The organism is Haloferax marinum, assembly GCF_009674625.1.
Lineage (GTDB): Archaea > Halobacteriota > Halobacteria > Halobacteriales > Haloferacaceae > Haloferax > Haloferax marinum.
The window spans coordinates 2,410,589-2,436,021 of the sequence record NZ_WKJQ01000001.1; the positions used below are offsets into that span (position 1 = coordinate 2,410,589).

The window sequence follows — 25,433 nt, forward strand, 5'->3', positions numbered from 1 at the left end:
AGATTGACCTGCCCGGTTCAACACGTTTCCACCGAGTATGGCGATTCCCGAGGAACTACTCGTGGGATTTCCTAAGAGAGCATCTCTTCTTCCTAATTCACCAGCCTGTTTTACCGTGCGTACGCGACCCCGTTAGTCCGCGTCCGAAAGGACGTGACGTGTGGTCACAATCGGACTCGGCGCGTCTACCAGTCGCCGAAGCGTGTCTTCCATCGTCTCACTGTCACGGTTCTGTGACTTGATGTACCCGTGGAAGGCTTCCGACACCCGAATGGATTTGCTCATATGTCAAACATTGTCACAGAGTCGCATAAGTGCCATTATTCATACAATTTTTTGAGTTTCAGACCATCGATACGGTGTCTCTACCGGATACGTCGGCGAACAGGGGAATAAATGATGGTTAGCGGAATGACGGCGGGACCTGCACAACCTCCACACCGTTGGCGAGTTCCGTCTTGAGGTGCCGGTAGATGATGGCCACGACGATTAGCCAGAGGAGCACCAGCAGGTACGGAAGCAGACTGCGAGATTGCTCGACAGGTGATTCAACAACCCCTGCATCGAAAGTGTCGATAGGGGCACCGATGTCTGCACCGGCGACGGGCGTTTCCGTCTCGGGAGTTTCGGTCACCTGCACGGGAGTCGTCTGGCTGTCACCGCGTGCGTCGGCACGCTCTTCGTCGCCACCGCTGTCATCCACGTCTACCTCCGGAGTGTTCGGGGCGTCGGGTGTCGGAACGGCGGTTGTCGTCGACGAACTCGTTTGCGCCCCACCACCACCACCGCCACCACCGCGTTTCGACGACCCACCACTGGACGCTTTCGTGTCGTCGTCGGTGTTGGACGAGTCGTCGGTTGGCGTGCTGGCGCTCTCGTCGTCAGTTGGCGTCGATGTGTTCTCGCTGGTGGGCGTCGACGAGTTGTCGATTGGACTTGTGCTATTCTCGTCGACAGGGTCTGTCGAGTTGTCCGTTGGGTTCGAACTATTGTCGACTGGGTTCGAACTATTGTCGACTGGACTCGACGAGTTGTCGGTCGGTGCAGTGCTGTTGTTCGTCGGACTGCTGGTGTCGTCGGTGGGGTCGCTACTGTTGTCGGTCAGTGTGGAACTGTTGTCCGTAGAACTGGAGGTGCTGTCTGTCGGTGTAGTGTTGTTGTTGTCTGCGGGGTTGTTACTGTTATCGACTGGATTTGACGAGTTATCGACGGGGCTCGACGAGTTGTCGTCGACAGGGGGAGTGCTGTTGTCGTCGGTGGGGTTTGAACTATTATCTACTGGGTCAGACGAGTTGTCTGATGGATTCGAACTGTTGTCGGTTGGGTTAGTGCTGTTGTCGGTTGGGTTAGACGAATTGTCATCAGTCGGCGTGGAGTTGTTCTCATCGCCGACGTCACCGGTTCCGTTGGAGTCACCACTGTCGTCGGTGTCGTCGTCGACGCACTCATCGACACCACCGGATGACCCAGTCTGTTCACTCTCGTTGAGCAGGTCCGACACGTACTCAGAGACCTGTTCGCCCACGGTTTCATTGGATGCCGAATTCTCGTCGGAAAGCGTACACTGAGTCGGCTCCTCGACGGGCGAGTCCTCACAGTGTGGATACCCGCTCGCGTTGACCAGGTCGTGGACGAAGTCGGAGACGTTCTGTCCAATCGTCTCTGACTCACCGGAGTCGAGGTCACACCTGTTCGAGTCAGAACCCTGCTCAGTCGATGCATTCGCGGCGTTCCCAGTCGCCGCATTACTGGATGTATTCGCGTGCGCTTCCGGAGTGGTCGCATTCGGTTCGTCAGCCTGGAGGGGACGCCCATCGACACTGCCAGAAGCACTGGCCACTTGCGCATCGCTAGATTGGATAGCGACGGCGGGAACGATTCCCGACGTCAAGATAGCCAGAGAGATAACGAGAATCGTGATAGTCTTGAACGGCACCATAGTACGTCATCTGAGAAATTGTTTTATGCTGATAAGGTAATTCTCAGAATAACTTGGGTTAGACGCCCCATTCCTGCCGAATCACGTTATTTGTGGGTGGTAACTAGGGGGTGCAATTCGATTGTGAGCCCCACGAAGACTCCGGGCCATCCGCTCTCCTTCTTCAATTCATCGAAGGTGTCGCTCTTCCAGCATCCAGACGTATCATATACTTCTCGGTTCACTATGATGCCCGCCCCGGAAAGGGTGTTACAATTGATTCCGCCCGCAAAACCGCGTAGTAGTAGGCAGCTAAGACGGTTTACCTACTCGGTTAGATTTTAATTACCGTTGTTCACCGATTTGTAACTAACTCAATTGCTGCCGTTGATGACAACGATGGCCGCACGGACAGACACTGTCTCACCTCCACTCGAATCCTCAGCGATACAGAGTCGAGACTGGCGGTTCTGGCTGGGAATGGCAACCGACAGCACTCAACTTCTCGTGATGGCTACTCTGCTTGTGCTGAGTTTGGGGGTACTTCCACTGTACGAACCCATCTGGTGGTGGGACATCGCCATGCACACTTCCTGTAGCGCAATCATCGTGCTGTGGTTATTCAGGCTTCGCGTCACAGCAGGTGGTGCACTATTGGTCTTACTTTCCGTCAGTGTTGGTTGGGAAGTACTCGAAGCCGTGACACCACACTTCGTGTTGATGGCAGGGGACACGGTTGACACCGTCGGCGACATCGTCTCAAACACGTCTGGCTGGGCTCTAGTCGTTCTTGCCCGTTGGTGGTTCGAACCCTTTGAAACATCGACTGGTTACTAAATTTGTACGCGAAAAGGCGTGTACGCGTTTGTCGCAGAAGCGGGTTCGATGTGGAACCCACTGTCCCCTTGAGTTGACAGCAAGGTCGGCTATCCATGTGAAAAGTGAAACGGCGGGACGAGACAAATCCACGATACAGCGGAACACCTATCAAATCGCTATCCAACATGTGTTCACATGGTCTCTTCGGATTCGAACACTTCCCGTCACGCCATTCTCTCGTGTGAGGGTGTGACTCGAGCCTATACACGAGGAGGTTCGGGATGGCGGCGATCGACATCATCGCAAACGGTCGTCGCCGTTGACGATGTCTCTACGTCGATTTCGACGGGTGACGTCGTCGGGCTCGCCGGCCCGAGCGGCAGCGGGAAATCGACACTCCTCCACTTGCTCGCTGGCCTTGATACACCGACTAAAGGTCGAGTCGTTCTCAATGGGACGGACACAAGCGGCCTTTCCGAGAGCGCTCGTGCAAAACTCCGACTTGACGAAGTTGGGATTGTCTTCCAGCATTTCCACCTTCTCCCGTCTCTCTCTGCCCGTGCAAATGCCGCACTCCCACTCGTGCAGCGAGGCGTTTCAAAATCCACACGTCGAAACAAAGCAACCGAACTCCTCAATGCAGTCGGCCTCGCAGACCGTGCAACTCACAAACCCTCTGAATTGAGTGGTGGTGAACAACAGCGCGTTGCTATTGCTCGGGCTCTTGTCACCGACCCCTCTCTGTTGATTGCGGACGAACCGACGGGTGAACTCGACAGCAACACAGGTCGGCAGATTCTCAATCTCTTGACCGACGTTGCTGATGACCGAGCAGTCGTCATCGCCTCGCACGACGATGCGGTCCTCGAACGGGCAGATAGAGTCCTCCGACTCCATGACGGGAGACTCCAAGATGAGTCATAACCTAAGACGACTGACGGGCGTTATCCGCCTTGGAGTTGCTCGATTCGTTGGTCGGCTCTTCGGTGGAGACTCACGCCAACTTTGGTCAAGCATCGCAGGCGTTGCTTTCGCGGTCATGCTCATGACGACTGTTGGTGGAATCTCACTTGGCCTGGCATCACAATCCGCTATCGAGAGCGAAGACGTCGACTACTGGGTAGTCCCTGACGCAGCCAGTGAATCAGCGATTGCAGTCTCTGTTGACGCTCCCCGACTGGGTGGTGTCCATGCCGTCACGGACCAACTCAACGCTGACGACCGAATCGACTATTCAACACCCGTGCTGATCCGGGTACTCAAACTCTCGAACCCACAGACAGACACCAATGAGTACATTCTCGTCGCAGGTGTCGTTCCAGACTCGAATAGTCGGTCGATACTTGGCCTCCCAACTGGGTCTCTCGAACCGGGTGACCCCCATTATGCTAACGGACAATACACGGGTCCGTGGACAGGAGAGGTCGTCCTTAGTGCGGGTGCAGCGGAGCTCTTAGGCGCTGAGCAAGGGACGCAACTCTTCCCGAAGTCGGGTTCTGGGATAGACAAGTCGTTTACAGTCGCTGACGTCGCTGAGAGTGAATACACGACTGGAGTCGGTGAAGTTCCGGTCGCACTTGTCCATCTTTCCGAAGCTCAGGCTCTTTCTGGGGCAACCAATGGTGACCAAGCCGACCAGATTCTCGTAAGTACTGACAACGCTGGTGTTGCAAGTGATATCGAACAACTGTACCCACAGACGAATGTCGTCAAGCGAACTGGGTTTGCCCAGGAGCAACTTTCTTCGTCGAGCTTGTCGCTCGCAATTGCGGTCGGTGCTGTGCTCACTGCCTTCGTTGTAGGGACGCTCTTTGTCGCAACGATGATGGGGCTCGAAGTCCTCGCTGAACGGACTTCGCTTGCTACTCTCGCAGCGATTGGCTACAGTTCTGGCTCACGGAGTCTTCTCCTTGTCGTTGAGACGCTCAGTGTGACGCTCATCGGGGCAATCATTGGTCTCGTTCTCGGCATGGGAGGCATCGAACTCACGAATATCCTCTCAGAGAAATATCTCGGCATCGCCTCAGTTGCCCGGTTCGATCCGTTACTCATTGCAGCAGCATTCGTCATCTCGATTTTTATCGGCGTCTTCGCGTCAATTTACCCCGTGTGGCTGAGTCACCGAGCGAACCCCGTGGAGGTGCTCCAATGATAGTTCTCTCTCGACTCCGCGCTGTCATCGGGATTGCATCGGCGCAGATTCGACACCAGCGACTGCGGAGTATTCTCGCAGTCGTCGGCATCTGTCTTGCAGTTCTATCGATGACGTTGCTCACGTCGCTTGGTGCTGGCGTCGTCCAGACTGGGCAAGAAAAGTTCGACACGTCTGGGCGTGACCTTTGGGTGACTGGCGGCCCCGTTCGACTCACACCAGAGACAGGGGGGTTCCAGAACTCCTTGGATAACTCGCACCAGGTCGCAGACGAAATCACTGCACGGGATGACGTGAAGAATGCTGCAGCATTGGGATTCCAGACCGTCTATGTGTCGCCGAACCAATCTGAGTTCGAGACGATCATTGGAGTAGGTGCTCCCAGTGGTGGCCAAACAGTAACCGTGACTGAGGGCTCTCAGTACACTTCTGCTGACAAACACTACGCTGGTGGCAGTTACGACGGCCCAATGACCCACGAAGTCATCATTAGTCCGGAGACTGCCGAACAATTCGATGTTGGTGTAAACGACACACTCTATATCGGGAGTACACTTGTCTCGGCCAAGCAGAATGAGTTCCGCATTACAGGAATCTCTCCCACTTACTCGAATTTCCTTGGGACACGTAACGTCGTAATGCACCTCAGTGAACTTCAGGAGATATCTGGGACGACTGGCACGGACACAGCAAGTCTTGTCACAGTCGCGCTTCAAGACGGTGCGGACCCGGAAACAGTCGCATCGGAGATCGAAGCTCAGTACCCAACGCTCGACGTGCGAACGAACCAAGAACAACTGGAAGCGACCTTGCGGCGCCAGGCTGTTCTTATCGCTGCTGGTGTTTCGCTCGTCGTCCTCTCTATTGTCACCGGTATCGCGCTAACACTGAATCTCGTGTTGTCGCTCATCTACCAGCAACGACGAGAGTTTGCAGCCCTTCGCGCACAAGGGCTCTCAGTATGGACGCTTGTCGGTGTCGTCGGTACACAGGCATTCACGTACGGTATCTTCGGTGGGGCACTGGCAGCCGGACTCACCTACCCGCTCGCTGATTTTCTCAATATTGTCATTGAGCGATTGGTTGGCTTCGAGGGTGTCGTTGCGGTCGACCAGCGTATTGTCATTGGTGGCTTTGCTATCGCCCTTGTCATTGGTATGGCTAGCGCCTTTGCGGGGTCATGGAGTCTTGCACGTCAACCAGTCACTGACCTTTTGGATAACTGAGTTCTTCCAAGGGAATCAAACACGAAATCAGTCCGTATTCACTGATTACCCTCTGTACCACTGTTTCGCTGTGCCCGCCATATCTTATTCGCAGCCCATAGGAGAACCGCAAAGACTGCGAGGGCGTTTTGAGCCCGATATTGTGGGTCACCACTCGATTCGATAACTCGAATCCACGGGGGAGTTCCATCGCTTGGAGATACTGGATAAAGTGGCCACAAGAGGAACCGCATGGACCACCAATCACCAGTGAGTGCAGTCTTGTACACATCTCCGACGTAATGAGAGAGGAGACCAACACTTCCAGCGATGGCGTACTCTGTATGGCCTTCCCTGTGGGCCCACAGGACGACTACAACGAGTATCGGAGCAATCACCAATACAGAGTGGCCGAGTGACCTTCCACTTGGGAGAATACCGACGTACGACAGTGGCTTGTCGATGATGTCTGGAATTTGCGTTCCAACGAGGACGGTGAGCAACAACCACCCTTGAGGGAGGGGTTCCTGTCGAGCAAGGCGAATGAGGACATAGGAGAGATAGCCAAATGCGAGGTGGCCAAGAGGGAACACGTACGCACCTAACGGCAGCAGTTCGCTTGAACCTCTGGGTCGCCGATCAGACATTCATACATGTCAATCGACTATCCAAACCGTTAAGCCAACGACTCAATCACACTTCTACCGTCTATTTGTGACGTATTCTGCGCAGTTTGACTAACGTTCACCCACAGGTGGACCTCGCGATACGCTGAGTCCACAGTCGGATTTGCGGCGGGCTCACCTTTGTAGAGTAGGTACACCAGCCGCAACCGCTCGCCCGTCATTGTTGGTGTGATCTCGTGTGATGTCCGCCAGGTCTCATTGTGTTCGACCTGTGGAGAAAAGCGAGCCAACTCACGTTCTTCTAATACTGTTGTGCTGTTGTTCTCGACACGAACGCGCTGTAACTTGGAGACAACGGTGTAGTTCACTTGCTCGTATTCTTGATTGCCCACACCAACAATCACCGACTTTGACTCACCAGCCACAAATTCTTCAGGATAGCCATCGGCGACAAGTTCACCATCGTCTCCTTCTGTGAGGAGATATAACTCCGTGAACGATTCCCCCTCTTTCGGAACGGCAACTGCATAGCCAACGCTTGCGGTCGCGAGAACAACGCTGACTACGAGGACGACGTTAAGCATTGCATCGGTCCGGGTCTCGGGTTCAAACAGTTCGTCCCGAGCAGACGAGAGCCACATCTCATAGGGGACTTCGAACTGTTCGCTCGCAGGCAACTCGTTCCGTCGACGTGCCCCAACAGCGACAAGTGCGAGTGTAACCCCACTTGTTGCGACCATGATAGGAACGAGTCGAATCCCCCAGGGTGTGAAATTGAGGACCAGTCCAATGAGTGGGACAACAGCAATGCTCACTCCAAACGAGAGAGCAACGCGTTCGATTCCATCAATCCCCTCATCACCGTCGCCGGCTTCGGGAAACAGTGCTGCAATCATCGCGTATCCGGGGACAAACAACACAAATGGGAGCCCAAGGACAACCCGAAGCGGCGTCTCGTCGACGACTGGAAGGAACACCGCGAGGTTAACCAACCCCACGAACACGACCGCTGCCGCGAGATCAGCGGGTAGCTCACGGAGTTGCCGAGGGAGGAGCAAGCGCCAATCCGGGTCGCCTGTCATTGTGATGAATCTGATGACACTGGATACAAAAATGAGTCGGTCGTGGCGAACTCCTTACTCGACAATCGTTCGGGCGAGGTTGAGCGCACGCGACGCCTGTTGTTCGTCAATATCTGCAGGCGAGAAGGCTACCTGCTCGTATATGCTGACTAGTTCGGTGACCGAAGCTGCCGTCTCTTCGTCGACATCCGATGCGACTCGTCTCGCGAACTCTCCATGAGTGACTGACGGTTCATAGCCGTGATGCGAACCAAGTGCCTCTCGGACAACGTTGTACGCGACAACAGCCACCGAATCTGGATTTGTCTCGAGACGCGATTCGGCTGAAGCGAGCGACTCTACTGCAGCCACCTTTGTGTTGGACGTGTCTGCTGAGTCATCTGCTAAGCCAGGTTTCTCATGGTCAGATGCTCCATCATCGTCAACGATAGGCTGGTTCACTTCGTCGGAACTTCCCCCTCGATATCGCCACCAGCCTACGCCGAGCCCACTGGCGACCGCACCAACACCGAGGATGATGAGAATCGACTGAATCGGTAGGCCCGACTCGGGCGTGCCCAAATCGAGCGAAGATTGTGCTTGTGATTTCGTCAGTGTTTCACTTATTGGTTTGAATTTTGCAGTGAGCGCGACCTGCCCTGTTTCAGGGAAAACTGAGCTTGGGAGGACCGCAACAAACGATCCGTTGGCATCAGTCTCTGCCGTTTGTGCGGTCTCGTTTTCGACGAGAATGACAACTGTTCGATTCGAGATTGGCATCGCAGTTGCTGTTTCGAGGTGACCTGAGACGACTACGGCGCTCTCGTTGCGGTCGATGACAGAGAGTGAGAGGTTAGTCTCAGCCGGGACGACCTCGATTCTCGTTTCTGCAGACTCCACTGCGACTGCACTCGTTTCGTTCTCCGATACCCTAATCGTCGTCTCACCGACCGATGCGTTCGGAAGCAACGCAAGACGTGTCGACGCCTTACCACTCTCGTTCGTTACCGAAACGTTACTCGTGAGTTCAGTTGCTTGAATATCCGCTGCGAGGCCGGAGACTGCCTGACCATCGACTGTCGCGGTAACGGTTACGCTGATGTTTTCACCATAGGTAACCGAATCAGGGTCTGTTTCGAGGCTTGTCGATGCACTCACCTGCTGAATACTGATTTCAGCTGAGTCGGCGGAACCGAGATAGAGCGAACCGGTGTCCGGGAGGTACCGCACTGTCAGGTTCTGTGTATCCACAGGTATCCGAACTGGTCGGTAAGTGACTTCGAAGTTCCCCGACGAATTAGTCTGGCTCTGAAGTACCTGTTGCCCAACGCGGAGGCGAATCGTCTGGTTTGCAACGGCAGACCCGTTTTCATCGTGGAGTGTTCCTGAAACCCGCGCTGGCGACGTGAACCCAACCTGTGTCCGATTGAGTGTCACCGACATCGACGTTCCTGTGAGTTCTCGTTCGCGAATCTCTGCGGCAGTGGCTACTTGCTGGGATGTTGTCTGATTAACTTGTGTTACCACTGATGTAACGCTGCTATTGGTGTTATCTCCGATATCCTGAACATTGGACTCTAATGACCGCGACGTGTTGTTTATGGAAGTAGAGAGTTCGGTGAGCTCCCGTGCGAGCTCGCGTGCTCGGGTTTCGTTCCCGTTCTCTCGTGCAGTCTCGTATGCCTCTCGAAGTCGTTCGAACTCCTGTTGCTGTTTCGTGTATGTTTGCTGTTGGTCGCGAACTTCTTCGTAGGCCTCTGCAGTCTCAGCGTCTGCTTCGCTGCCAGATTGCTCACTCAGCGTGGCGTACTGGGAGACCCACTCTGGGTAGCTTTCGTTTCGTTGGGCACACAGCGCGGCTTCTGTCGCGTTCAGATCGCCAGTGCACTCGAGGATGTACTCGTTCATCCTCCCTTGGAGCCATGTCCGCAACCCTGAGAGGTCAGCGTCTTGGTCTACAGTGTCTGGATCTTCATGTTGCGGCGGCGGGGAGGACTCGTTTGCTGTTGAGTTGTTTGACGTCTCAGTGGGCTGAACCTGCGCTACACCACTATCACTCCCGTCGACAAGTGAGGTGGCCTCTGTAGCCTCAGACGCGCCCACAGTACTCACTAGTGGTGAGGCAATGAGCCCCCAAATGAGGACTACGACGAGGCACGCACGGGCTACCGATGTCAGTCGCACACTCCGGCGTTTTGAGGCCACCGACAAAACCGCTTCTGTCGGCGAAGGCGAAGTACTCCACACCACTTAAGTCGTCATGCCACACGTCGTGTGATATGCAGGCGACGCGCCGATACTGGGAGACGACCGCCCTTGCAGGGCTCCTCGTCGTCTTCGGCGTCGCGATTGACGCTCCGATACTCCTCCTCGGCGGTGTTGGCCTCGCCTCGTGGCTTCTAGCCGTGCAGTATCGGTTCTACGTCCTCGTTCGTGAGGTTCGTGAAAATCTCACGGTCGATTTCGAACCGCTTCGTGCACAGGTCGGTGCTAAAGAACCGTTTGCCGTCCGCCTTTCTGCTGAAGCAACGCTGTCACTCCCGTCTGAGGTCACGATCTCTCCAACCGCTCCTGTCGGTATCCAAGAGGCAGACCGATGGCCCCCGTTGACGCTCTCACCCGAAACGAGTTTCGAGACCTACGTTGGCACATTCGAAGCCCCCATTGCAGGTGAATTCTCCTTCGATGCACCTCGCGTCCAAATTGAGAATAAGAGTAGTCTGTTCACAGAATCGTTCTCACATGGTGATGGCTTCGATATCCGTGTCGAACCTCGAACTTCGGACAACATCTTCATCGGAAAAGGTGGGACAGAAGTTTCATCTGGGTTTGGAGAACACGAGTCTGACCAACGTGGACCGGGTGTTGGTGCAGCAGACCTCCGTGAGTATATGCCTGGTGACGACATCAGCCGAATCGACTGGAAAGCAACCGCTCGACTCAACAAACCACACGTGCGTGAGCACGACGTTGAGACCACGCGTGAAGTTGGATTAGTGGTTGACGAGCGCGGGTCGATGTGGGACGGTCCAAATGGGAATAGAAAAATCGATTACGTCCGTGACATTGCATTGGCGTTCGCTACCCGTTCTGCGTCAATGAACGACCCAATTGGTCTCTATACAGTTTCCAATGCTGGCGTTCAATCGATTCGCGGTGTTCAGGCAACGGACTCTCATTACGCGATGATTCGTTCGCTATTTGCACAGCTCGGTAAGGGAGAATCTCCCACGACATCAAGTTCACGCGATTCGAGGCTCTCGGTCCCCGAACGTGCACACGAACTACGAGACGCGTTCGCTACTGACTCAACAGCGTACGCAGAGACGCTTCGGCCCTACTTCGAAACGCTTCGCCCCTATGTCGAGAAAGTTGAGTCGAGTCCGCTGTTCGCGGGTGTCCAGCGCGTCATCGCAGACCGCAGTGAGAATCTCTGGTTAGTCGTCTTCACCGACGATACTCACCGCGAGGAGCTCCTTGAGGCAGCGAAATTTGCAAGCCATCGAAATGTCCAATTGCTGGTGTTCTTGACACCATCAGTGTTCTACAACACGGATGATGACCCAATTGAATCGACGTACGGGGCATATCACGAGTTCGAATCATTCCGAAAGCGGCTCGATCGCCTCACAAACGTTTCAGCGATGGAAGTCAGCTCGATAGACAGACGGACTGCAGTGCTGAGCGAGACTCGTCTCACACCACAAGCGAGCGGAGGTCGGTCACCATGAGTAATGACTCTTCGCGACTGTGGCGGATACTCCTCTCATTCACAGGGATCTCGGTTATTGGATTCCTCATGTGGGAGCTGTCTGGTGTGCTCGCACTCCCTCTCGTTGTCATCCTCCTCATTTCCACCCGCGTCCTCCCTCCGCAGTACGCGTTTGCAGTCGACGCCGTCCTCGTTGCTGCTCTTGTGGGTGAGACGGTCACCTCAACTCAGGCCATCGGCCTTGCCTTCGGGCTGGGTGCTCTCATCGGTGCAGAATCGATTCGAAACGACCACTTCGATGTGCGAACAGTCATCGGTTTCCTTACCATCTTCGTCGTAGCGAGTGGAGCCGTGGTATCCTTCCTCGAATCGAGTGGCTTTGCGCTGGTCGCGCTCGTGGTGGCAGTCACCACCGCTGTGAGTGCGTATGGCTTACATCGCTACGAACTCGTTACACTTGACCTACTTACGGAGACCTAACCATGTCGCAAGAGACAGACACGAAACCCGGTATCGATGCGACGCCAATAGACACGGAGTCGGAGGTTGCTGTCCTTCGCACAGAGAACCAGCGACTCCGCAGAGAATACCTCCGTGCGCGACAGAGTCAGTACCGAAAGAGTGCGCTCGCACTCGGCGTCGTCGGACTGATTGCGTTCGGTGCAGCGGCTCTGTTACCTACACTTAAATCGGTGTTCATCATTTTGGGAAGTATTGGTATCTTCACCGGCACCCTCCTGTACTTCCTTACTCCTGACCGACTCGTCCCAATGAGTGTTGGTGAGTCGTCGTATCATGCCCACCACTCCACAGGGATTCACATTCGCGAAGAATTGGGTCTCGCTGACGAAGCAGTGTATGTCTCTCCGGATGAAGACACAAACGCCGACACTCGCCTGTTCATCCCACAACAGACCGAGTATGACATCCCAGATTACGAGGCGCTCGGTGAGTTCTTCGTTAACGCTGATACTCCTCAAACGAGAGGTGTCTCGTTCACGCCAACAGGACAGCGTCTTTTCGACGAACTATCGACAGGGGTGGTCGGCACAGACGTGACGCCTGAAGACCGGTTTGAGACGCTCGGTGATGCACTCGTCGAACAGTTCGAACTTGTCGATAGTGTCGACCTTGAGCTGAATACTGACGATGGTCGTGCAACCGCTCGAATTGAAAACCCGGCATACGGTTCGACTGACCAATTCGACCACCCGGCTGTGTCACTCCTCTGTGTTGGCCTTGCTGAGTCACTCGACACGCCTGTCCGTGTCGACGGACACCTCGAAAGCGACAATGGAACGCTCGTGACGCTTCGGTTCTAAACGCTGCCAGCGATTGTATTCTCCGCTCAGACCTCGACAGTTTCGAGTACGTCGTCAGCCGACGGTGCGGGTACTGTCTCCAGAATCTCTTCGATGATCTCACGAGGCAAGACGTTACTCAGTTCAGCGTTCGTACTGAGGACAAGACGGTGCGAGAGTGCGTCTGCAGCAAGCTCTTTGATATCGTCCGGGATGACGTAATCGCGCCCATCGATGGCGGCGCGTGCCTGAGCTGCCCGTAGTGTGGTGATTCCTGCACGTGGTGATGCACCGTGTTCGAGATATTCGTTCTCGCGAGTCGCTTCGACGATATCGAGGAGGTATGATTGAACGACTGGTGCGATGTGGACCTTAGAAACTGCTTCTCTTGCAGTTTGAATGTCTTCGGAGGTAGCAACGGGTTCGATGCTCGAACTCGTCAAATTCGGCTGAGAAGTAAACCTGTCAAGGACCGCCGCTTCGTCTTCTCGACTGGGGATGTCGACAGATAGTTTGAATTGGAAACGGTCACGTTGGGCCTCAGGTAGGCCGAACGTTCCATCCATCTCGATCGGATTCTGCGTTGCAATGACGATGAATGGCTCTGGTAGCTCAAGTGTTTCTCCTTCGATAGTCACCTGCCGTTCTTGCATTGCCTCAAGCAGGGCAGACTGTGTCTTTGGCGTCGCCCGGTTGATCTCGTCGGCAACAATCACGTTGCCAAAAATTGGACCACGTTGGAGTTGGAACTCTCCGATGTTCTCACGGTAGACGTTCGTTCCGGTCACGTCAGCAGGAAGCAGGTCTGGCGTCATCTGAATTCGCTGAAATTCAAGCCCAAGCGCCCGCGCAAAGATGTTTGCAATCGTCGTCTTCGCAACCCCTGGGACACCTTCGAGAAGCACGTGGCCATCAGTGAGAAGCGAGATAGTGAGACGCTCGATGACGTCTTCGTTTCCGATGAGGACGGAACTCGCCTCATCCCGAATCGCAGTGTAGAGTTCCTGGGGCGCAGCCATTTCCTGCGGATTACTCGTCTTCGTTGATAACTTCTGCTATCACTTCTCGAACGTTTTCTCTCTCCCACTCGGGGTGTGTCGCTGCAATCGCTCGCGATAGCGAGTTGAGCGAGGCGTCTTCTTCGTCTTGGTCTGACTCAGAAAACCGATTACGGAGACTTCGAACCAGCTCGAAGCGACCGAGCAGTCCAATCACGCCAATCCCAAGAAGCCCAACGATGCCCGTCAGCAACGGGCTTTCGTCAATTTCGATGAGCGCTGCTGTAAGTGGCGGCACGGTCTCTTGATGTGAAGCATCAATTACAATGGAGTCAGAACCAGTGACGAGATTTCTAATGAAGCGACGGTTATCTGGTTGGTCTACCATCGCGTTGATGAACAGGCTTGGGTCACTCACAACGATGACTCTGCCGTTGCCGATGGCTTCCTCGGTGACGACTGGTCGACTCCCCAGTTCTTCGCTGTCGTCAAGCACACCGTTTCCGTTGCGGTCAAGATACGAAAAGTTCGACGACGACGCCAATACAGTGGCGTTATTCGGCTGAATCGTTGTCCCATAATTGAAGGTCAATTGGGAAACACCGGACGTCACAGACTCGTTTTTGACCTGGGTTGCGATCGTGAAATTTGGCGAGCGATAGTAATGCTGTTCGTCACGTAGAAGTGCACCATCGAGGCGTGCATTTGACCCAAGGCCACGAAGCAAGTCGTTCGTCTGTCGTGAGAAATCGCCTGCGACGACGAGCGTGCCCCCACCAGCCACGAACGACCGGACCGTTCGAATCTCTGATTGCGTGTATTCCGTGTTTGGCGAGAGGACGAACGCAACAGACGCGTCGGTTGAGTCGTACTGTGTCGTCTTGGTTACGATTTCAACATTCGTTCCCACGCTGTTGGCGACTGCCTCGACTCCAGAACTCCCGTCCCACCCACTATTGGAGAGACTGAAACTTGCGGTCGAATTGGAGAGGCCAACACCTGCTGCGAGGATGACCACAGCGGCAAACACGGCAATCGCAATTCGAATACGGCGTTCGAGGCTGCCCATGGTTCAGAACACCCCTGGAGGAAGAATCGAGAGAATGCGCTGTATGACTATATATCCGAACCCGACGAGTCCGATACCGATGACCCACAAGAGGCGTCGTCGCCATGCCGGAGTGACACGGAACGGAGCAGTCAATTCCGTAATAACGAGAAAGCCGATGAGTGAGACGACGAAGAACAGTTCGAGCGTGAGTGACTCCAAGAGGACGAGTAGTAGCGTCACGCCAAGCATCCACCCAAGTTGGGCATAGACGAATCGCTGGCGCTTGGTCACTCCCATATCTGTTGATGTTGAAAACAGCACATTAGAATGTACCGGCTTGTTGCTTTCCCACCGGTTGATGAACGCAGTTGTCCGAAGCGAAGTGCCTATTTCGAGTCCCCTAATTCTCTCTACCAATGCTCCCTTGGACTCACGCCGCATTCGGCTATCTTCTTTATTCGTGGTTCGCTCGCTCGCGCTACCAACACGCACCGATTGGGTTGGCAGTGTTCGCAGTCGTGTTCGGTACTCAATTTCCAGATCTGGTGGACAAACCACTCGCTTGGTCGTTTGATATCCTCGCATACGGGCGGAGTCTCGGACATTCAGTATTCACGATGGGTCTGATCGTCGGCCTTCTCTGGTGGGCATTTAGCTACCGCGACCAACGTGAATTGACGATCGCGTTCGCCGTCGGCTACACGTCGCACCTTGTTGGCGACGCAGTCGACCCTCTCGTCGAAGGTGAGTTAGCTAACCTCGGCTACGTGCTGTGGCCACTCACGCGTGTTCCGGCAGACGACCCTTACAACAGCTTCCTCGAATTCTTTCTTTCCTTGGAGTTTACGGGGCTCGTTCTGTTGGGAGTTGGAATCACACTAGTCGGCCTCACCGTCTGGGTGTACGATGGATTCCCAGGCGTCGCTGACATGTTCGGCAATTACTAAAAATAAATCCGCGTGTGACCGCGGGATGGGTGAACGTTGTGGTCGTTAGTCGCGACGGATCGCGATGAGCGCAATCGCGATGAGCGCCACAAGGGTAACTGAGAGGCCGAAGCCGGGGATACCTGTACTCGAAGTGGTCGTCTTCTTGTCGGGCTTTTTGGATTCTTTAGTCGTCGTCGGTTCGTCGGTCGTTGTCGTCGGTTCGTCGGTCGTTGTCGTCGAAGTCTGCTGCTGAGCGTCTTTCACTCCGACTGCGAAGACGGAGAACCCGGGACTTTCAGCTTCGAACTTGCCGAAGCCGAGATACCTCGTCTCGAGCTCTTGCCATTCACCGTCGTGGTAGCGGTAGAGTACAACGTCATCGGGTTCGGAGCCGAGCTTCTTGATCTGACTTGGCTTGACAGAGAAGCTGAATTTCGCACTGCTGACGTCTCCGTCCTCAACACCGTCGAGAGTGACTTCGACGTACTTGAGCGTGTTTTTGGTCGGATCATTCGGGATGTCTTCCGGACGCTTGTCGAGTCCGTTGACGTTCATATTCACATTCTCGATGTCCTTCGAGAAGGTGAGTGCAAGTTTAGTGACCGCCGAATCAAACCTGCCTTTGTTTCCGACATCAACCTCAATCTCTTTGTTGACACCAGGATTGTTGATTGTAACCTTGACGACGCCACTCTGGGGGTCGACGTTCTTCGTAATCTCAACCTGTTCGGCCGGTGGTGGGCTGACGACTCCACCGCCACCGCCGCTGCCGCCGTCGTTATCGTCGTCATCGTCATCGTCGTCATCGCCACCGCTTGGCGGCGAGTAACCGTCGTCGTTATTGTTGGTGTCTTTCTTTTTCACCGTGAACGAACTCACTGCAGTTGCGAACTCGGTGGATTTCGTTCCACCTGCGAGGTAGACGACACGGTAGGTACCCGTACTCCAGTCACTCTGCGTCTGGATGGTCTTTCCGCTGAAGCTCGAATCTCCGGAGACAGTGTATACTGCTCCGTCGAGTTCTGTGCTACCCGCATTCTGGTTTGGTTCTTCTGTGCCAGCACGGTCGACGATGTAGTCAATCGCGGATGCGACCGAGGTAGAGCCTGCGGACGAGCCAGCACCGAGCGTCGCGCCACCGATGGTGACCTCATTCGCGTTTTCGACGGGGCCGTTGAGCGTCGAGATGTCGTGGTCGATTGTGACGTCACTTCCTGTCACGTCTGTGCTGAGCTCCGGAACAGTAACCGTAGTCTGTGCGTTCTTAAACGTAGACTCGTGGTAGACCACGAGAGTGTGGTTCTCAGCGCCAGAGATTCCGGACTGAGTATTGATATCAATACTGTTCCCGCGCGTGACCTTATTCTTCGAGGGGTTGGCAGTCGCCGACGCAGACTGTGCGGCGACGGCGTCCATGCCAATGACCTTTGCTTGGCTGGTCACGGACAGGTCGTTATTACCATCAACTTCGAAGGCACCCGCCTCAACCAGCATGAACACGTATTGGCCAGAGCCGGTCACTTCGGCTGGCTTGGAGGTATCACCAAGGTCGTACGAAGTGGTCAGTTCACCGTTGGAGACCGTCCCCGCGTTCTGCAGGTAGAATGACGCGTTACTGTTCGCGTTCTCCGAGGTGACGAGATCAAACGCCTCGGCCGGCGTGAGGCCGGTGAAGTCCTCACTCAGAAGCGATTGGTCTGGGTCGAGTTTTGCAACGAGCAGCTCGGTGTTCGTGTTATCGAACCCACTTGTCCCTGCTCCAGTGACCCCACTTTGCAGATTGAGGGAGACCACTGCGTCACTGGAGTACACAGCAAGCGTATCCTTGTTGACGGGAACGTCACCAGTACTCTGATCTTGAACGTTCACGAACAGGTTGGTGTTATCAATCGTCTCTTGTGCGTTGGTTGTGTCTGAACGGAAAGGAAGCGCGGCTCCTTCCCAGACGTCAACGTTGTCTGACGCAGAGACATAGTCACTTTGGCTAACATTTGCAACTGGTGCGCCTGAACCAATATACCCGGCAACACTACCGGTAGCTACTGATAGTATCATCAGCAACAGTAGTCCAGTCTTTGCGACTCGTCTGGATGATTCTAGCATTGTTGGCATATGCAGAAGCGATTGGTATAGTGTTTTCGTACGGGAATGTATTTGCATCATGAATGTATTCGTTTCACAGAGCAGTAGACATTCAATCAAAACCTCGGAATGAGCTGTTCTACTGCCTTTTTGTTAGTATTCCACAGTGGATGGTGCCCCAAGGAGGCAGCTCCTCAACAACAAGACATATTCGATAGGCTATTCGAATTCAAATCATGCGTTTCGAACGAGTCCTCCACTTCATCTTGATTATTTCACTCGTGACCTCGTCGGGTGGGTCGATCGCACTAGCGGCAACAGGATACGGAATAACGTCATCAGATGACATCGACACGCCGGACCAAACAGTGACAATAGATGGCACCGAGTACGATGTTTCTTCAATCGGGCGAGTCTACAAAAATGATGCACTAACTATCGACACGAATGCTCCAGCTGGTACGTCCTACGATATCTACATTTACAACGATGACCGAAACATCGTTGACACAGCTGCTGCAGAGGGTGACGACTCAGCCTCATTTGACACGAGTTACTTTGGAAGTCCAGGGTCGTACGTCGCCGCCATCTACATCGACGGGTCGATAGAACGAATCCACCCTGTTGTCGTCTCCGGATATCGCGTTTCGGTTGATGCGCCCAAGAGTGCGCCAAAGGGAGAGGATATCACGGTCGACCTCTCACTCTCGAAGGTTACCGACATACAGGACCCATACTCGGTAGAGGTCGTTGTTGCACAGGGTAATTCCGTGGTGAAACGAATTGACGCCAGTCAAACAGGGTCGCTTTCCTATCAAGCGACATTATCTAACGATCTCAACAAGGGCGACTACAACCTCTATGCGGTTGCTCGAAGCGAAACAACCGTTGACGGAAAACACGAACTTGTTGGCATCAGTGATACTCAACAGCTGACAGTCAAGTCGCGAACAACGACGACTGCGAATAGTGGTGATGGATCGTCGGAGGCTACAGAAACAACGACTGCGACCCCGACAGCGACTACGACTACCGCATCAACTCCGACACCAACGACGACGGAGTCACCAACCACCACCACTGAACACACGTCAACGGAGTCACCAACCACGACCTCAGAGAGTGTGACCACGACGGTAACGTCGCAAACGACGGACAGCAGCGTCCTCACGCCGAACAATGATAACACTGACTCGTCTTCCAAGACAACTACCGAATCCTCACTGCCAGCGCCATGGCTCTCAGCACTTGGTATCCTCTTTACAGGGTTAATCCTCGTTATAAGAAGACGGCGGAAGAAGTAGTATCTCGCAAGTTCTGAAATATCATTACGCCACGAGACTTTATATCGCATGGTAATGGTACAAAATAACTAATTGGTGTGTGACCTATGATGAGTTAGATATCAAATTCTGTTTTGGTGTGAATAACGCACAACACAGTAATATGGTCATTCTCGTTTCATACACAACAAATAGTCTGAGTTTGTTGTTTCAGCAATTGCCCTGGTTCTGTCGGATAAATTTCACACGCTTTAGGGCCAAAAGAATTACCTGCCACCGGCGCAATTGAATTGTTACTGCGAAGTATGGCACGCTTAGGAAACAAGGCCTCTCGTCGCGGTGGCCGGGGCCCAAAAATCGAACGAATCGCCGAGCGATACAGACTCTCTGGCCTCGGTGACGATCTCGTCGCCGCGTGGTTGGGTGATGGGCGTGAACAGCAGAGTCTCCGCGAACTCGAAGCAAATGTCAACAAGAGAATCATTCGGGCGGCGCTCGACCAAGCTGGAGCACACGTTCTCGATGGTGAAGCCGACAACTTCTACCGTCTCTTGACGAGCGACGACGTGACTGCGGGAAGCCGAACGGCGGCACGGAACTCCCTTCGTGAGAAGGGCGTCGACGTCGAACAGTTAGAGGCGGACATTATCTCCTACCAGTCGGTTTATAACTACCTGAAACGACATCGAAATGTCGAACGTGAACCGAACGACGACAAGCAGACGGCGACCGAATCCGGGCTCGATACGATTCGAAAGCTTCGGTCCCGTCTCCGAACGGTGACGACCGACGTTATCGACCGGCTCGTCAAGGCGGACGAGGTGTTCATCGGTTCGTACGAAGTTGACGTCGATATCCGGGTCATCTGTACAGACTGTGAGACACGAATGACACCGACAGCGTTGCTCTCTTCCGGGCACTGTAACTGCGACCGTCAGTCCAACGGCGCAGTGGATGAGTAGCAAACTGTCACCTACATAATACACGAATGAGTAAGTCAGAGGCAGTTCAGCACGCGAACGTTCGAATTCGAAATATTGGCGGGATAGATAGTCGCGACGTCTCCCTCGCACCCGGTGTGACGGTTCTCACCGGTCGCAACGCGACGAACCGAACCTCGTTTCTCCGCGCACTGATGGCTAGCTGCGGCAGCGACGCCGCCAGTCTCAAAGGTGACGCAGACGAGGGGTCTGTCGAACTCGAACTAGACGGCCGCACCTTCACGCGGGTTCTCACCAGGGTAAATGGCCGAGTCGAAACCAGCGGCACCCCGTATCTTCGAGAGACGACGACTGCAGACCAGTTTGCCTTCTTACTCTCGTCGAACGAGGCACGGCAGGCAGTCATCACGACACATGACCTCCACGACGTCATCATGACACCGGTCGATACAGACGCTATCGAAGCAGAAATCGACCGTCTGCAAACCGAACGGAAGCAGACCGAGCGAAAACTCGACGAGTTGTCGTCGCTCGAGTCCGACCAGCGGTCGTTAGCGGCGCGACAGAGCGAGTTGGAGACGAAGATTTCCGACCTCGAAACCGAACGCGACGAACTCGCGGCCCGCATCGACGACGAAGACCAGACGGTCGAAGACCAACGCGAGAATCAAGACGAGTTAGACAACGCTCTCGGCGACCTACAGGACGCACGCTCCGAGTTGGAGACCGTTCGATTTCGTCTCAAAAGCGAACGAGAGAGCGTCGAATCGCTTCGGGAAGAGCGCTCCGACCTCGAAGACGAACTCGACTCGTTCGAGGCGGCAGAGGTCGACCGTGAGTCGGTCTCGGCACGCGTCGACCAAATCCGAACCGAGATAGAGGAGTTGAACACGACGATTGCGGACCTCCAAACCGTCGTTCAGTACACGGAGGACGTTCTGGATGGCAAAGCCGGACTTATCGAAGACTCACTCGCTAGTTCTTCTGACGAGAGAGCACTCACCGACCAGCTCCTCTCGACGGAGACGATTACTTGCTGGACGTGTGGGTCGGACGTCGCCGCCGAACAGATCGAAGAGACGACGAACCGTCTCCGCGGCGTCAGAGACGAACGGCGAGAACGACGGACCTCCCTCCGCGGTGAACTCGACGACCTCGAAAACGACCTTCGGGCCGCAGAGAAGTCCCAGATGCACCACCGAAACGTCCAGCGCAAACTCGACCGTCTGGAAGACGAGCTTGAAAGCCGAACCGAGCAGATAGCGTCGCTGACTTCGGACCGTGAAGAACTCACAGAACGAGTCGAAGCACTGGAGACCGAAGCGTCGGAACTCCGCGGACAGGCCGAAAGCGACCTCATCGAACTCCACAAAGAGCTGAACGAAGTGGAGTTCTCTCTCGACAGGGCACGAGACGACCTGGCGTCGGTGAACGACGACCTTGACGCGGTAGACGAGCAGTTCGACGAACGAGCCGAACTTCGAGACCACCGCGAACAACTGACCGAGGACCTCGAAGCGGCACGGACGCGGATTCAGTCGCTCACGAATGCGGCCGTCGAGGCGTTCAACGAAGAGATGGAGACGGTTCTCGACCTGCTCGGGTACGGAAACATCGAGCGGGTCTGGCTCGAACAGGTCGAACAGCACGTTCGAGAGGGCCGCCGGAAAGTGATGAAGACACAGTTCGAACTCCACATCGTCAGGGAGACAGATTCGGGAACCGTCTACGAGGATACGATCGACCACCTCTCAGAGAGCGAGCGTGAGGTCATCGGCCTCGTCTTCGCACTCGCTGGGTATCTCGTCCACGAAGTCTACGAAGACGTTCCGTTCATGCTCCTCGATTCACTGGAGGCCATCGACTCCGAACGAATCTCCGCGCTGATAGACCACTTCAAACAGTACCCGACGTTCCTCGTCGCGGCGCTCCTCCCCGAAGACGCCCAGGCACTCGACGCCGCGTACGACCGCGTCGAGTGGGGCGACGACCTGAACTCGTCGGCTGCGTAGACGAGCGTTCGGCTCTCAATTGCACTCCGTTAGCTCTCCGTCTGTTTTCTCTTGGTGAGTGACTCCCTACAGACTCATGTATTGGGACTATGCCGGCCGCATCTTGGGATATACTATTGGTACGCAAGAGATTTAACACTTCAGAAATTCATATAGTTTAATCTACATATGGTGGGGAATGCTATCAAAAGGGAAACACATCGGGGAGTGGGGAGGAGAACCCGGATTTGGTACGACTGCGAACGACGAGAAGCAGTGTCAGAGGCCGTACTGACGGCCACGAGTGAACACAAATCGTGTTCGGTGACAGAGTTACCACCGCTGTCTCAGTACACCGACGTCGACGCATTGAACTCGCTGTTTGGGACAGACCGACCTGCCGCACCGGCGTTGTCCAGTGGGACACTCGAATTCGAGTACGGCAACGTCCTCGTCAGCGTGTCCACCGTTGGGACGATCGACATCGTCGACGTGGACTGACCCGACTCGAGGCGACACCGACCGCGACTACCGGAGCGCGGTTCTGTAACCGAAAGCCCGCGCGACGTACCTTTTTGTTCCGTGACCGCCGAAGAGTGGTATGGAACTCGAACTGCGCTTCTTTGCAACGTTTCGTGAGGTAGCCGGGCAGAAAACTGTCTCCTGGCGAGCGGACGAGGGCTCTACAGTCGGTGACGTGCTTCGCTCGCTCGAAGCCGAGTACGACGGGTTCTCCGGCGAACTCATCGAAGACGGGGAGGTTCGCCCGCACGTGAACGTCCTGAAGAACGGCCGCGAGGTCGTCCACCTCGACGGACTCGAAACCAGTCTCGAAGACGGAGACAAGATTAGCGTCTTCCCACCAGTCGCGGGAGGGTAAGATGGCGGTCCGAGAGCGGGCGTTTCGAGGAATCTCGAAACGACTTGTCATCCACTACCTCGAAGGACTCGGCGGCGAGGCCGAAACAGACTCGCACGTCGTCGGCCCTGACTGGTCGGTCGATATCGACACCGAACCAGTCACGATTACGAGTTCGATTCAACTAACAGAGGTCCAACTCACCTTCGAGGGCGACGACGAGACGCTCGACGAACTCATCGACACGTTCGCCCAGAAGGCGATGCGCGCAGGAGGATAACCGTGGGGGCCGACGGCGACCCGTACGACTCACACCGGACCCCTGAGCGTCTCAGTGACCGACTTGACCCCGACGGGGACGACTCGCCACGAGGTGGTGCAATCGACGGAACGGCAATCATGATCGCTGCCGCGAAAGCGAGCGTTCCCGCTGCACTCGTTCCAACGCTCCTCGACCGAGCACAGGCGTATCTCGACGACCACGCCGGAGAGTACGCCCGAACGTTCGAGTGTGTCTACGAGGACGACGACGTGGCAGTCTACTTCGTCCCACTCGGTCATTGGGACACGAAGGGGGCCGAACTCGGATTTTCACACCGTGAGGTCGATGCAGTTCGCCGCGCCCACGCAGAACACCTCCGGCGCATCGGCACCGACTCTGACCGTCGCTCCGAGTTCGAGACGGCGCTCGAAATCCGGGAAGTCGCCGTCATCGACGCCGTCTAACTCCGGCAATCCCGTCACTGATAGACGCTTATTTCGGTGGCGCCGTCTTGCTACCGACAGATGCCTACAGTTCCCCCAGATTTTCTCGACGGTGTTCGGGATGCCGCGCCACTCCATCTCGGCATCGCACCGTTCGGCCTCGTCGCTGGTGTTGCCGCCGTCGAGCAGGGGCTTTCGATTTTCCACGCGATTGGAATGTCTAGTATCGTCTTCGCCGGCGCGTCGCAACTCGCGATGATAGAACTCCTCGGTGCCGACGCACCGCTGGCTATCGTCGTGGGGACGGCAGTCATCGTCAACCTCCGCATGATGATGTACTCGGCGTCGATCGCGCCGTACTTCCGTTCGTTCGCCGCCCGCGCGAAGGCTGTCGCCTCGTACCTGTTGACGGACCAGGCGTACGCGCTCTCTATCGCTCGATACAACCAAGACGACGGGACTGACCGCTTTGCCTACTACATCGGTGTCGCCGCATCGCTGTGGGTCGTCTGGCAGATTTCGACTATCGCCGGTGCCGTCGTCGGAGCGGGACTGCCACCCGAGTGGGGGTTCGAGTTCGCCGCTCCGCTGGTGTTTCTCGCACTGCTCGTCCCGACGTTGAAAGACCGTGCTTCGGGAGCGTCGGCACTCACAGGTGGTATCGTCGCCGTCGCCGTCGTCGTCGCTGGTGTACCGTTTCACCTCGATATAATCGTCGCGGCTGTCGCAGGCGTCTTCGTTGGCTTGACTGTCGAATCGCTCGGAGGTGACGCGTAGATGCCGACGGGGTACGACCCGACGACGATTTGGGGTGTCATCGTCGCCGCGGGCATTCTCACCTTCGCCATCAGAGGGTCGTTCATCTACCTGTTCGGTCGTATCGACACGGTGCCGACACGAGTGAAATCGGCGCTCGAATACGTTCCAGCGGCTATCTTCGCCGCACTCGTCCTCCCTGCCCTCGTCGCGCCGAGCGGCTCACTCGAACTCTCACTCGGGAACGAGCGACTCGTCGCGGGGACGCTCGCGGCGATTGCGGCGTGGTACACAGAGCGCGTCGTCGTCACAATCGCTGTCGGGATGATTGCACTGTGGGTGCTCCGGTTTGTGCTCTGACCCCGAAGGAACCCGATATCACTCCGAAACTGGCTGCCGAACGATCGTCTTCAACTTCTCGGGGTCGGTCCGGCGCATGTCGCTCAGATAGATTTCGTGGTGGGCGCCACGACGTTCGTACCCGTTTTGTTCGATGAACTCGTGGACGCGTTCGACGGTCGGTCCCTCCTCCGAAAACGGTCCAACGTGGAGTGTCTGTGCAGACAATCCTTCGTCGAGTTCTTCGTATCGAGTCTTCGACAACGCGGGCAGGTCTTTCTTCTCACCGACCACCTCGCGTGCCCGTTCGACAATCTCCCTGGTGACCACGTCGGGTTGCATGACCATGACCGTCCACTGCCACTCGTCTTTCTTTCCGACGTCGAAGGCGTCCATGTCGTCGGCCCACCACAGTCCTTCTAGTGGCATGACGACGTACTTCAGGTCCTGTTCGTCTTTCACGATCGAGCGAATCGCGTAACTCAATGGGTAGAGTGTCTCGACTGCGGCGCTGAACTCCGGTGACGTGTTTGGGTCGCCAGCACCGTCTATCATCAGGTAGTCGAGTGGCGGAACCTCGACGAGAGAGACGTCCTTCGCCGACTGGCGGTACAACTCCTTCAGTTCCTTCTTGTAATCGACCGATTCCATCGTGTGTCTGTATTGACTCGACGAGACGATAAGCGTACGAGCGGCGCCTTACTC

27 protein-coding genes are annotated in these 25,433 nt (G+C 55.4%); 17 read left to right on the forward strand and 10 right to left on the reverse strand.

Features of this window, described 5'->3' with window-relative positions; genetic code table 11:
* Positions 1-132: 132 nt before the first annotated feature.
* Entirely contained in the window at positions 133-285 is a 153-nt protein-coding gene (locus GJR99_RS12095) for a hypothetical protein (protein WP_154325991.1), read from the reverse strand.
* Between the two features lie 118 nt (positions 286-403).
* Positions 404-1,939: a hypothetical protein gene (locus GJR99_RS12100; protein WP_151112489.1), complete on the reverse strand. Its 1,536-nt coding sequence runs from the start codon at positions 1,937-1,939 to the stop codon at positions 404-406.
* 369 nt (positions 1,940-2,308) lie between these two features.
* Here GJR99_RS12100 and GJR99_RS12105 point away from each other — a divergent pair, with 369 nt between their 5' ends.
* The 4 genes from GJR99_RS12105 (at position 2,309) to GJR99_RS12120 (ending at position 6,115) form a co-directional block, all read left to right on the forward strand.
* The gene (locus tag GJR99_RS12105) at positions 2,309-2,755 is read left to right on the forward strand and encodes a hypothetical protein (protein ID WP_225317632.1); all 447 of its coding nucleotides are present in this window, start codon (positions 2,309-2,311) and stop codon (positions 2,753-2,755) included.
* Positions 2,756-2,932: 177 nt separating this feature from the next.
* A complete protein-coding gene (locus GJR99_RS12110) occupies positions 2,933-3,661 on the forward strand; it encodes an ABC transporter ATP-binding protein (RefSeq protein WP_151112491.1) in 729 nt (242 codons plus the stop codon).
* A gap of 121 nt (positions 3,662-3,782) precedes the next feature.
* Complete coding sequence (locus GJR99_RS12115; RefSeq protein ID WP_225317633.1) at positions 3,783-4,889, forward strand: ABC transporter permease; 1,107 nt, start codon at positions 3,783-3,785, stop codon at positions 4,887-4,889.
* On the forward strand, positions 4,886-6,115 hold the full coding sequence (locus tag GJR99_RS12120) for an ABC transporter permease (protein WP_151112495.1): 1,230 nt from the start codon (positions 4,886-4,888) through the stop codon (positions 6,113-6,115). Before GJR99_RS12115 ends, GJR99_RS12120 begins: the two co-directional genes overlap by 4 nt.
* Positions 6,116-6,153: 38 nt before the next feature.
* On the opposite strand, the gene GJR99_RS12125 is transcribed toward GJR99_RS12120, so the two are convergent.
* Genes GJR99_RS12125 through GJR99_RS12135 form a run of 3 tightly spaced genes read right to left on the reverse strand, consistent with a single transcriptional unit; the run spans position 6,154 to position 9,689 of the window.
* The gene (locus GJR99_RS12125; RefSeq protein ID WP_154325992.1) at positions 6,154-6,741 is read right to left on the reverse strand and encodes a metal-dependent hydrolase; all 588 of its coding nucleotides are present in this window, start codon (positions 6,739-6,741) and stop codon (positions 6,154-6,156) included.
* A gap of 29 nt (positions 6,742-6,770) precedes the next feature.
* Positions 6,771-7,802, reverse strand: coding sequence for a DUF1616 domain-containing protein (locus tag GJR99_RS12130; protein WP_151112499.1), 1,032 nt, complete (start codon positions 7,800-7,802; stop codon positions 6,771-6,773).
* A gap of 54 nt (positions 7,803-7,856) precedes the next feature.
* Entirely contained in the window at positions 7,857-9,689 is a 1,833-nt protein-coding gene (locus GJR99_RS12135) for a DUF4129 domain-containing protein (RefSeq protein WP_151112501.1), read from the reverse strand.
* A gap of 371 nt (positions 9,690-10,060) precedes the next feature.
* Between GJR99_RS12135 and GJR99_RS12140 the strand changes: the two genes are divergently transcribed.
* Genes GJR99_RS12140 through GJR99_RS12150 form a run of 3 tightly spaced genes read left to right on the forward strand, consistent with a single transcriptional unit; the run spans position 10,061 to position 12,815 of the window.
* Positions 10,061-11,512 carry a DUF58 domain-containing protein gene (locus GJR99_RS12140; RefSeq protein ID WP_151112503.1) on the forward strand — a complete coding sequence of 484 codons (1,452 nt, stop codon included), beginning with the start codon at positions 10,061-10,063 and terminating at the stop codon, positions 11,510-11,512.
* Positions 11,509-11,973, forward strand: a complete 465-nt coding sequence (locus GJR99_RS12145; RefSeq protein WP_151112505.1) for a hypothetical protein — start codon at positions 11,509-11,511, stop codon at positions 11,971-11,973. Before GJR99_RS12140 ends, GJR99_RS12145 begins: the two co-directional genes overlap by 4 nt.
* A 2-nt stretch (positions 11,974-11,975) precedes the next feature.
* Complete coding sequence (locus GJR99_RS12150; protein ID WP_151112507.1) at positions 11,976-12,815, forward strand: 6TM ABC transporter family protein; 840 nt, start codon at positions 11,976-11,978, stop codon at positions 12,813-12,815.
* A 26-nt stretch (positions 12,816-12,841) separates the two neighbouring features.
* Here GJR99_RS12150 and GJR99_RS12155 read toward each other — a convergent pair whose 3' ends face one another.
* The 3 genes from GJR99_RS12155 to GJR99_RS12165 are packed head-to-tail and all read right to left on the reverse strand — an operon-like array spanning position 12,842 to position 15,140.
* On the reverse strand, positions 12,842-13,813 hold the full coding sequence (locus GJR99_RS12155; protein ID WP_151112509.1) for an AAA family ATPase: 972 nt from the start codon (positions 13,811-13,813) through the stop codon (positions 12,842-12,844).
* 10 nt (positions 13,814-13,823) lie between these two features.
* Complete coding sequence (locus GJR99_RS12160) at positions 13,824-14,861, reverse strand: DUF4350 domain-containing protein (protein ID WP_151112511.1); 1,038 nt, start codon at positions 14,859-14,861, stop codon at positions 13,824-13,826.
* 3 nt (positions 14,862-14,864) lie between these two features.
* A complete protein-coding gene (locus tag GJR99_RS12165) occupies positions 14,865-15,140 on the reverse strand; it encodes a hypothetical protein (RefSeq protein WP_151112512.1) in 276 nt (91 codons plus the stop codon).
* Between the two features lie 119 nt (positions 15,141-15,259).
* Here GJR99_RS12165 and GJR99_RS12170 point away from each other — a divergent pair, with 119 nt between their 5' ends.
* Positions 15,260-15,790, forward strand: coding sequence for a metal-dependent hydrolase (locus GJR99_RS12170; protein ID WP_151112514.1), 531 nt, complete (start codon positions 15,260-15,262; stop codon positions 15,788-15,790).
* A gap of 45 nt (positions 15,791-15,835) precedes the next feature.
* On the opposite strand, the gene GJR99_RS12175 is transcribed toward GJR99_RS12170, so the two are convergent.
* A complete protein-coding gene (locus GJR99_RS12175) occupies positions 15,836-17,875 on the reverse strand; it encodes a PGF-pre-PGF domain-containing protein (RefSeq protein WP_225317635.1) in 2,040 nt (679 codons plus the stop codon).
* A 215-nt stretch (positions 17,876-18,090) separates the two neighbouring features.
* Between GJR99_RS12175 and GJR99_RS12180 the strand changes: the two genes are divergently transcribed.
* The 9 genes from GJR99_RS12180 to GJR99_RS12220 all read left to right on the forward strand — a co-directional run bounded on the left by GJR99_RS12180 (position 18,091) and on the right by GJR99_RS12220 (position 24,749).
* Entirely contained in the window at positions 18,091-19,158 is a 1,068-nt protein-coding gene (locus GJR99_RS12180; RefSeq protein ID WP_151112519.1) for a cell surface glycoprotein, read from the forward strand.
* A gap of 284 nt (positions 19,159-19,442) precedes the next feature.
* On the forward strand, positions 19,443-20,099 hold the full coding sequence (rdfA, locus tag GJR99_RS12185; protein WP_151112521.1) for a rod-determining factor RdfA: 657 nt from the start codon (positions 19,443-19,445) through the stop codon (positions 20,097-20,099).
* Between the two features lie 26 nt (positions 20,100-20,125).
* The gene (locus tag GJR99_RS12190) at positions 20,126-22,090 is read left to right on the forward strand and encodes an archaea-specific SMC-related protein (protein ID WP_151112523.1); all 1,965 of its coding nucleotides are present in this window, start codon (positions 20,126-20,128) and stop codon (positions 22,088-22,090) included.
* A 255-nt stretch (positions 22,091-22,345) separates the two neighbouring features.
* On the forward strand, positions 22,346-22,570 hold the full coding sequence (locus tag GJR99_RS12195; protein WP_255518305.1) for a HalOD1 output domain-containing protein: 225 nt from the start codon (positions 22,346-22,348) through the stop codon (positions 22,568-22,570).
* Positions 22,571-22,670: 100 nt separating this feature from the next.
* Positions 22,671-22,949 (forward strand): ubiquitin-like small modifier protein 1, encoded by a 279-nt coding sequence (locus GJR99_RS12200; RefSeq protein WP_151112527.1) that lies wholly within the window; start codon positions 22,671-22,673, stop codon positions 22,947-22,949.
* 1 nt (position 22,950) lies between these two features.
* Positions 22,951-23,208 carry a hypothetical protein gene (locus GJR99_RS12205; protein WP_151112528.1) on the forward strand — a complete coding sequence of 86 codons (258 nt, stop codon included), beginning with the start codon at positions 22,951-22,953 and terminating at the stop codon, positions 23,206-23,208.
* The gene (locus GJR99_RS12210; RefSeq protein ID WP_151112530.1) at positions 23,205-23,654 is read left to right on the forward strand and encodes a hypothetical protein; all 450 of its coding nucleotides are present in this window, start codon (positions 23,205-23,207) and stop codon (positions 23,652-23,654) included. The genes GJR99_RS12205 and GJR99_RS12210 overlap by 4 nt, the downstream gene beginning before the upstream one ends.
* A gap of 60 nt (positions 23,655-23,714) precedes the next feature.
* Positions 23,715-24,410, forward strand: coding sequence for an AzlC family ABC transporter permease (locus GJR99_RS12215; protein WP_151112532.1), 696 nt, complete (start codon positions 23,715-23,717; stop codon positions 24,408-24,410).
* The gene (locus GJR99_RS12220) at positions 24,411-24,749 is read left to right on the forward strand and encodes an AzlD domain-containing protein (protein ID WP_151112534.1); all 339 of its coding nucleotides are present in this window, start codon (positions 24,411-24,413) and stop codon (positions 24,747-24,749) included.
* An 18-nt stretch (positions 24,750-24,767) separates the two neighbouring features.
* Here the strand turns inward: GJR99_RS12220 and GJR99_RS12225 are convergent, their stop codons facing one another.
* Positions 24,768-25,379: a GyrI-like domain-containing protein gene (locus GJR99_RS12225; protein WP_151112536.1), complete on the reverse strand. Its 612-nt coding sequence runs from the start codon at positions 25,377-25,379 to the stop codon at positions 24,768-24,770.
* Between the last annotated feature and the right edge of the window lie 54 nt (positions 25,380-25,433).

Excerpts from the sequence above, each read along its gene's own strand:
- GJR99_RS12100 (WP_151112489.1), bottom strand. The coding sequence starts at position 1,939 with ATGGTGCCGTTCAAGACTATCACGATTCTCGTTATCTCTCTGGCTATC.
- GJR99_RS12225 (WP_151112536.1), bottom strand. The coding sequence starts at position 25,379 with ATGGAATCGGTCGATTACAAGAAGGAACTGAAGGAGTTGTACCGCCAG.
- GJR99_RS12190 (WP_151112523.1), top strand. The coding sequence starts at position 20,126 with ATGAGTAAGTCAGAGGCAGTTCAGCACGCGAACGTTCGAATTCGAAAT.
- GJR99_RS12110 (WP_151112491.1), top strand. The coding sequence starts at position 2,933 with ATGGTCTCTTCGGATTCGAACACTTCCCGTCACGCCATTCTCTCGTGT.
- GJR99_RS12095 (WP_154325991.1), bottom strand. The coding sequence starts at position 285 with ATGAGCAAATCCATTCGGGTGTCGGAAGCCTTCCACGGGTACATCAAG.
- GJR99_RS12205 (WP_151112528.1), top strand. The coding sequence starts at position 22,951 with ATGGCGGTCCGAGAGCGGGCGTTTCGAGGAATCTCGAAACGACTTGTC.
- GJR99_RS12115 (WP_225317633.1), top strand. The coding sequence starts at position 3,783 with ATGACGACTGTTGGTGGAATCTCACTTGGCCTGGCATCACAATCCGCT.
- GJR99_RS12125 (WP_154325992.1), bottom strand. The coding sequence starts at position 6,741 with ATGTCTGATCGGCGACCCAGAGGTTCAAGCGAACTGCTGCCGTTAGGT.
- GJR99_RS12140 (WP_151112503.1), top strand. The coding sequence starts at position 10,061 with ATGCAGGCGACGCGCCGATACTGGGAGACGACCGCCCTTGCAGGGCTC.
- GJR99_RS12130 (WP_151112499.1), bottom strand. The coding sequence starts at position 7,802 with ATGACAGGCGACCCGGATTGGCGCTTGCTCCTCCCTCGGCAACTCCGT.
- GJR99_RS12175 (WP_225317635.1), bottom strand. The coding sequence starts at position 17,875 with ATGCTAGAATCATCCAGACGAGTCGCAAAGACTGGACTACTGTTGCTG.
- GJR99_RS12135 (WP_151112501.1), bottom strand. The coding sequence starts at position 9,689 with ATGAACGAGTACATCCTCGAGTGCACTGGCGATCTGAACGCGACAGAA.
- GJR99_RS12180 (WP_151112519.1), top strand. The coding sequence starts at position 18,091 with ATGCGTTTCGAACGAGTCCTCCACTTCATCTTGATTATTTCACTCGTG.
- rdfA (WP_151112521.1), top strand. The coding sequence starts at position 19,443 with ATGGCACGCTTAGGAAACAAGGCCTCTCGTCGCGGTGGCCGGGGCCCA.
- GJR99_RS12200 (WP_151112527.1), top strand. The coding sequence starts at position 22,671 with ATGGAACTCGAACTGCGCTTCTTTGCAACGTTTCGTGAGGTAGCCGGG.
- GJR99_RS12105 (WP_225317632.1), top strand. The coding sequence starts at position 2,309 with ATGACAACGATGGCCGCACGGACAGACACTGTCTCACCTCCACTCGAA.
- GJR99_RS12160 (WP_151112511.1), bottom strand. The coding sequence starts at position 14,861 with ATGGGCAGCCTCGAACGCCGTATTCGAATTGCGATTGCCGTGTTTGCC.
- GJR99_RS12165 (WP_151112512.1), bottom strand. The coding sequence starts at position 15,140 with ATGGGAGTGACCAAGCGCCAGCGATTCGTCTATGCCCAACTTGGGTGG.
- GJR99_RS12215 (WP_151112532.1), top strand. The coding sequence starts at position 23,715 with ATGCCTACAGTTCCCCCAGATTTTCTCGACGGTGTTCGGGATGCCGCG.
- GJR99_RS12155 (WP_151112509.1), bottom strand. The coding sequence starts at position 13,813 with ATGGCTGCGCCCCAGGAACTCTACACTGCGATTCGGGATGAGGCGAGT.
- GJR99_RS12150 (WP_151112507.1), top strand. The coding sequence starts at position 11,976 with ATGTCGCAAGAGACAGACACGAAACCCGGTATCGATGCGACGCCAATA.
- GJR99_RS12120 (WP_151112495.1), top strand. The coding sequence starts at position 4,886 with ATGATAGTTCTCTCTCGACTCCGCGCTGTCATCGGGATTGCATCGGCG.
- GJR99_RS12145 (WP_151112505.1), top strand. The coding sequence starts at position 11,509 with ATGAGTAATGACTCTTCGCGACTGTGGCGGATACTCCTCTCATTCACA.
- GJR99_RS12220 (WP_151112534.1), top strand. The coding sequence starts at position 24,411 with ATGCCGACGGGGTACGACCCGACGACGATTTGGGGTGTCATCGTCGCC.
- GJR99_RS12170 (WP_151112514.1), top strand. The coding sequence starts at position 15,260 with ATGCTCCCTTGGACTCACGCCGCATTCGGCTATCTTCTTTATTCGTGG.